At 59.5% G+C, this 227-nt stretch carries 1 protein-coding gene; it reads right to left on the bottom strand.

The window, feature by feature from the left end:
* Window positions 1-227 (bottom strand): hypothetical protein (locus EXE42_RS19700; RefSeq protein WP_206750742.1); only part of this gene is annotated, 227 nt, incomplete at both ends.

Here is a 227-nt window from a genome sequence, read left to right as displayed (position 1 = left end):
AAGACAAGTTCGATCGTCGCACCGATACTGCTGTCACCGCTGACGTAGTGGGTCGCCTTCTGTAGGTTCGGCGCCTCACCATCGTTCAGCGTGAGAGCGGAGCTCGCTGCGGAGGTCGAGGTGTAACTCGGCCCCGAGAACGCCTCAACCGTGGATCCGGATTGGGCGTCACTGAGAAGGTTGACAGTGGTCGTAGTTGACAGAGTGTCACCGTCAACTTCCGCGTC

Origin of the sequence: Halorubrum sp. SP3 (assembly GCF_005435195.1) — an archaeon.
Classification (GTDB): domain Archaea; phylum Halobacteriota; class Halobacteria; order Halobacteriales; family Haloferacaceae; genus Halorubrum; species Halorubrum sodomense.
The sequence above is the reverse complement of the archived record's forward strand: the minus strand, read 5'-3'. Positions and strand labels throughout refer to the sequence as shown.